At 75.3% G+C, this 6,126-nt stretch carries 4 protein-coding genes and 1 pseudogene; all 5 read left to right on the plus strand.

Annotated features, from left to right (window positions below; translation table 11 throughout):
* Nucleotides 1-1,213, plus strand: a 1,213-nt coding sequence (locus tag E2E34_RS29895; protein ID WP_138904998.1) for an exopolysaccharide biosynthesis polyprenyl glycosylphosphotransferase, incomplete at its 5' end; no start/stop codon positions are given.
* A gap of 2 nt (nucleotides 1,214-1,215) precedes the next feature.
* Entirely contained in the window at nucleotides 1,216-2,514 is a 1,299-nt protein-coding gene (locus tag E2E34_RS29900) for an O-antigen ligase family protein (RefSeq protein ID WP_138904999.1), read from the plus strand.
* Nucleotides 2,511-4,198, plus strand: a pseudogene (locus tag E2E34_RS29905) (lipid II flippase MurJ). Before E2E34_RS29900 ends, E2E34_RS29905 begins: the two are co-directional and overlap by 4 nt.
* Nucleotides 4,188-4,946 (plus strand): polysaccharide deacetylase family protein, encoded by a 759-nt coding sequence (locus E2E34_RS29910; RefSeq protein WP_138905000.1) that lies wholly within the window; start codon nucleotides 4,188-4,190, stop codon nucleotides 4,944-4,946. The pseudogene E2E34_RS29905 and the gene E2E34_RS29910 overlap by 11 nt, the downstream one beginning before the upstream one ends.
* Complete coding sequence (locus E2E34_RS29915) at nucleotides 4,943-6,085, plus strand: glycosyltransferase (RefSeq protein ID WP_138905001.1); 1,143 nt, start codon at nucleotides 4,943-4,945, stop codon at nucleotides 6,083-6,085. The genes E2E34_RS29910 and E2E34_RS29915 overlap by 4 nt, the downstream gene beginning before the upstream one ends.
* Nucleotides 6,086-6,126 lie beyond the last annotated feature (41 nt).

Genomic DNA, 6,126 nt, shown 5'->3' on the forward strand with positions numbered 1-6,126 from the left:
CCTCACCCTGGCGCTGCACACCTACCGCGGCCTCTACCGCCCCCGCCTGTCCCCGTCGGCGCTCGCGGAGATCCCGCCGGTCCTGCTCCTCGCGCTGATCCAGTGGTACGCCGCCGCCGAAGCCCTCGCGGCGTACACCCCGCACCTCGCCCTCCCCTGGAGCACCCTCGCCCTCGCCGCCGCCGTGCAGACGCTGCTGCTGTGCTCCGCCCGGGGCGCTGTGTACGGGGCCCGCCGCCGGACCGCGGCCCGCCGCCCGCAGTCGGCGCTGATCGTGGGCCGGGGCCCGGTCGCCCACCGGATCACGGCGGCCCTCCAGGCGAGAGCCGAGTACGGACTGCGCCCGGTCGGCCGGGTCGACGAGGCGCCCGCGGACCCGGAGCCCGCCCCGGACACGGACCCGGACACGCTCCCGGTGCTGACGACCCCGGAGGACGTGACCCGCGCGGTCATCCAGAACTCCGTACGCCACGCCGTCTTCACCCACTCGCCCGAGCAGCTCCCCGACGCCCGGCTCGTCGCGCTCCTCGCCGGGCACGACTGCCATCTGTGGCAGGTCGAAGGGCGTGCTCCCGGCAAGGACCCGGACCACCTGTGGGGCTTCGCGGTCCGCCCCCTGCACCCCGGCAGACCGGTGTCCGCGGCCGTCAAACGCGCCATGGACGCCCTGGTGGCCGCGGTGGCGCTGCTGGCCGCCGCGCCGGTGATGGCCGCGTGCGCGCTCGCCGTACGCCTGTCCGACGGCCCCGGCGTCATCTTCCGCCAGGAGCGGGTCGGCCGTGACGGCCGCCCGTTCACCCTCCTGAAGTTCCGTACGCTCCGCCCGGCGGACGAGCACGAGTCCGCCACGCGCTGGAGCGTGGCCACCGACCGCCGCATGAGCCACACGGGCAACCTCCTGCGCCGCACGTCCCTCGACGAGCTTCCCCAGCTGTGGAACGTCCTGCGCGGCGACATGAGCCTGGTGGGCCCCCGCCCCGAGCGCCCGTACTTCGTCACGAAGTTCAGCCACGCCTACCCCGGCTACCAGGCCCGCCACCGTATGCCCGTGGGCATCACCGGCCTGGCCCAGGTCAACGGACTGCGCGGGGACACCTCGATCGAGGACCGCGCCCGCTTCGACAACCACTACATCGAGACCTGGTCGCTCTGGCAGGACGTGTGCATCCTCACGCGCACCGCCGCTTCCCTGTTCCGGCTCGGAGGCAGCTGAGCATGACCGTCCTGTGGACGACACCGGCACCCCGCGTCCGCCTCCCGCTCCTTCCCCTGATCGCCACCGTGCTGCTGCTGGCGGTCCCCGTGCAGGCGGCGGCAGCCGGTACGTCCGCCAACATCACCCCGGCGGACCTCGCCTCCTGCGCCCTGGTGCTCGTCGCCCTGGCCGGGGCCGTCCGCCGACGCCCCCTCACACCCGCCGCCGCCCTGATCCTGGGCCTGCCGGCCCTGGGCATCGCCGTGGCGACGGCGACCGCCACCGACCCCACCGCGGCCCTCACCGGATTCGTCCGCTACCTCCAGGTCTTCGTCCTGGTCCCGGCGGCGGTGGTCCTCCTCCTGCGCACCCCCCACCACTTCCGCGTCGTCACCGCGGCCCTCGTCGTCCTGGCGCTCGTCCAGGGCGCGACCGGGGTCTACCAGTACGCCACCGGCACCGGCGCGTCGTACATGGGCGAGGACATCAGAGCGGTGGGCACCTTCGGCCCGACCGACGTCATGGGCATGGCCACGGTAGTCTCCTACGGCCTGCTGGCGACGCTGGCCCTGGCCCTGCGCACCCCCAGGTCGGCGCCCCGCTGGCTGCGCCCCTGCGCGATCGCCGCCTCGGCGGCGCTGACCGTCCCCCTGGCCCTGTCCTTCAGCAGGGGAGCCTGGATCGCCACGGTGATCGCGGCCGTGGCGATGATCCTCCTCACCGGCGCTCGTCAGGCGGCCAAGGCGCTGGCCGCCGTGACGGCGGCCGCGGTCGTCCTCGTGGGCGGCTTCGGCGTCGGCTCGCAGATGATCTCCGAACGCCTCACCAGCATCACCGAGGTGACCGAGGCCCCCGACCGGTCGGTCAACGACCGCTACACGATGTGGGCCGCCGCCGCGAGCATGTGGCAGGACAATCCCGCCACCGGAGTGGGCCTCAAGGGCTTCCCGGTCCACCGCGACGCGCACGCGTCGATCGGCCTCTCCTCGGGCAGCGACACGGCGGGAGCGGGCCAGAGCTTCCACAAGCAGCCCCTGCTCTCACCGCACAACATGTACCTCCTGGTCCTGAGCGAACAGGGGCTGATCGGTCTCACGGCCTTCGTGGGCACCTGGGCGGCGATCCTGACGGCGTCCCTGCGCCGGCTGCGCCGGGGCCACCCGGCGGCGGACTGCGGCCTGGCGGCGATCGGCCTGACCGTCTACCAGACCGTCGACTTCCTGTACGCCGACATCGGCGGCCCCTCGACGGTCCTCACCGGCGTCATCCTGGGCCTGGCCGCCTGGTGGGCCCTGGCACCGGGCGAGGCGCCGCGATGACCGACACCCCCGTACAGGCACAGCGCCCGTCCCCGGCCGCCACGGCGCCGCACCCCGCCGCGCCGACCCGGCGAGGGCCGGGCGGGGCGCCCCCCGGGCTCGGCCGCTTCCTGGCCAGGGCCGCCGCCGTCACCGCCGCCCTGACCGCCGTGAGCGCACTGCTCGGCCTCCTGCGCGACCAGACCATCGCCCACCTCTTCGGCGCGAGCGTGGAGAGCGACGCCTTCCTGATCGCCTGGACCGTGCCGGAAATGGCGGCCACCCTGCTGATCGAGGACGCCATGGCGCTCCTCCTGGTCCCCGCCTTCAGCCACGCCCTGGCCCGCCGCGCCGCCCGCCGCGCCCAGGACCCCGACCTCGCGGAAGACGCCGTACGGGCCCTGGTCCTGGCCACGCTGCCCCGGCTGTGCGCCGCCCTGGCCGGCGCCGCCGCGCTCCTCGCCTGGGGCGCGCCCTGGCTCGTACGACTCCTCGCGCCCGGCTTCGGCGACCCCCAACTGGCCACCGACTGCACCCGCCTGACGGCGGTCACCGTCTTCACGTTCGGGATCACCGGGTACTTCAGCGCCGCCCTGCGGGCCCACGGCCACTTCCTGCTCCCGGCCGGCGTCTACGCGGCGTACAACATCGGCATCATCACCACGACGCTCGCCCTGCACTCGCTGTGGGGCGTACGAGCGGCGGCGGCCGGCGTGGCCGTGGGCAGCCTGTTGATGATCCTGACCCAGCTCCCCACGTTCCTGCGCCTGACTCGCACGCACACGCCCGTGAGCGCACCCGCGCCCCGCCCGAGCCGTCCGCCCCCTCGCTCCTGACGACCCCTCTGCTCACGACGTCGCTGCTCGCCCCCGTGGTCCTGTTCGCGGTGGGCCGCCAGGCGCAGGTCCTGGTCGAGCGCTTCCTGGCGTCACCGCTGCCCGGCGGAGCCATCTCGCATCTCAACTACGCGCAGAAGGTCGCGCAGATGCCGATGGTGCTGTCGCTGATGATCTGCACGGTCACCTTCCCCGTGGTCGCGCGGGCGATGGCCGAAGGAGACGAGGAAGGGGCCCGCCTCAGGGTCGAGAGGGACCTGGCGCTGGCCGCGATGGTGGTCCTGCTCGGCACCGCGATGGTCCTCGGCTACGCGCCGCAGATCATCGAAGTCCTCTTCCAACGCGGCGCGTTCGACGCCGAGGACACCGCCACGACGGCGACCGTCATGCGCGTGTACGCCGTGGGCCTCCTCGGCCACTGCCTGGTGGGCGCGCTGAGCAGGCCGTTCTTCTCCGCGAGCCGCCCGACCTGGTACCCGGCCGCCGCGATGGCCGCCGGCCTGGTCGTCACCACCGCGGCGGGCGCGGTGGCGGCGGAGCGCTTCGGCGTGCACGGCATCGCGGCGGCCAACGCCGTCGGCATCAGCACGACGGCGCTGCTCCTCCTCGGCGGCCTCGGCTCGCGCGTGGTCCCCATCCGGGTGCGGACCGTCGCCGCGTCCCTCGCCCGCCTGGCGGCGGCGGCCGCCGCTGCCGCCGCCGCGGGCTGGGCGGCCGCGCCGCTGACACCGGGCGGCCCCCTCCTCGGCGTGGCCGCGGGATGCGTCCTGGTCCCCGCCGTCTTCGTCCTCTGCGGGCTCGCGGTGCGCGCCCCGGAGGTCGTCCACCTGCTGGCCCTCACCCGACAGAGGTTCCGTCATGGCCGCTGACACGGCGACCCGCAACACCCCACGCCCCGTAGGGGGGCTCCCCGCCCCGCCGTGGATCCTGATGTACCACTCGGTGGGCGACCCGGCGGACGACCCGTACGGCATCACGGTCGCCCCCGGCCGGCTCGACCGGCAGCTCGGCTGGCTGCGCCGCCGCGGCCTCACCGGAGTCGACGCGGGCACCCTGCTCCGCGCCCACGCGGCGGGCCGCTCCGGCGGCCTGGTCGGGCTGACCTTCGACGACGGGTACGCCGACTTCGTGCACGAGGCCCTGCCGGTACTGCGCCGCCACGACTGCACGGCCACCGTGTTCGTGCTGCCCGGCCGGTGCGGCGGCTCCAACGGGTGGGACCCGCTGGGCCCGCGCAAGCGGCTGCTCACCGAGGAGGAGATCGCCGAAGCGGCCCGCGCGGGCATGCACATCGGCTCGCACGGCCTGTACCACCAGCGCCTGGCCGGCGTCCCCGACGACGTACTGCGCCGGGAGACGTCCGACAGCCGCGAGAAGATCCGCGAGATCACCGGCACCGCCCCGGACAGCTTCTGCTACCCGTACGGCACGGTCGACGCGCGGGCGATCGCAGCCGTACGGGCCGCCGGTTACCGCTACGGCTTCGCGATCGCGCCCGGCCCCCTCCTCGGCCCGTACGCCCTGCCCCGCACCCACGTCAGCCAGGCCGACCGGGACCTTCGCCTGTGGGCGAAGCGCACCCGGCACCGGTTCGCGCGGCACGGCGCCGCGCGATGAGGGCGCTGCACGTCATCACCGGCCTCGGCATCGGGGGAGCCGAGCAGCAGCTGCGCCTGCTGCTGCGTCACCTGCCGGTGTCCTGCGACGTCGTGACTCTGACGAACCCCGGCCCGGTGGCCGACGGACTGCGCGCGGACGGCGTCCGGGTCACCCACCTCGGGATGGGGGGCAACCGGGACCTCAAGGCGCTGCCCGCCCTGACCCGGCTGGTGCGCCGCGGCCGGTACGACCTCGTCCACACGCACCTGTACCGCGCCTGCGTCTACGGGCGGATCGCCGCCCGGCTGGCCGGAGTCCCGGCCGCGGTCGCCACCGAGCACTCCCTGGGCCGGGCCGAGATCGAGGGCCGCCCGCTCACCCGGGGCGCCCGCGCGCTGTACCTGGGCACCGAACGCCTCGGCTCGGCCACCGTGGCCGTCTCCGCGACCGTGGCCGGGCGGCTGCGCGACTGGGGCGTACCGGCCGCCCGCATCCACGTCGTCCCCAACGGCATCGACGCCGCCCTCTTCCGCTACGACGCCACCCGGCGCGCCGCCACCCGCGCCCGCCTGGGCATCCCCGCCGACGCGTTCGTGGCCGGCGGCGTGGGCAGGGTCGTCCCGGGCAAGCGTTTCGACGTCCTGGTCCGGGCGGTGGCGGCCCTGCCCGGCGCGTGGCTCCTGCTGGCCGGCGACGGCCCCGGGACGGACGCGCTGCGCACCCTGGCCGCGCGCCTGGGGGCCACGGACCGCATCCGCTTCCTGGGCGAGTGCGGCACCGACCCCGACGACACCGGGCGCACCCCCGTCCCCGACCTCCTCTGTGCCATGGACGTCTTCGTGTCGACGTCACGCGAGGAGGCCTTCGGCCTGGCCGTGGTCGAGGCGCTGGCCGCCGGGCTGCCCGTACTCCACCGCACCTGCCCCGCCATCGACGACCTGCCCCACGACCACGCGCCCGGCGCCCGGCGCATCAGCGGCAGCGTCGGGGAACTGACGGCGGCCCTGCGCCGGCGCCGGGAGGGCGGAGCACGCCGCCTGGTACCGCCGCCGGCCGTCGGCCACTACGACATCGCACGCAGCAGCGCACGCCTCATGGACGTGTACGCACACGCCCTCGCCTCCGCTCCCCCGACCAGGAGAGAAGCCCACCGATGACCGAATCCCCCGACCAGCACGAGCCCGAGCAGCCCCAGCGG

Origin of the sequence: Streptomyces albidochromogenes (assembly GCF_005981925.1) — a bacterium.
GTDB classification, from domain to species: domain Bacteria; phylum Actinomycetota; class Actinomycetes; order Streptomycetales; family Streptomycetaceae; genus Streptomyces; species Streptomyces albidochromogenes.

Bases quoted from the DNA above. Each gene is read 5' to 3' on its own strand.
- E2E34_RS29910 (WP_138905000.1), top strand. From the start codon at position 4,188: ATGGCCGCTGACACGGCGACCCGCAACACCCCACGCCCCGTAGGGGGG.
- E2E34_RS29900 (WP_138904999.1), top strand. From the start codon at position 1,216: ATGACCGTCCTGTGGACGACACCGGCACCCCGCGTCCGCCTCCCGCTC.
- E2E34_RS29915 (WP_138905001.1), top strand. From the start codon at position 4,943: ATGAGGGCGCTGCACGTCATCACCGGCCTCGGCATCGGGGGAGCCGAG.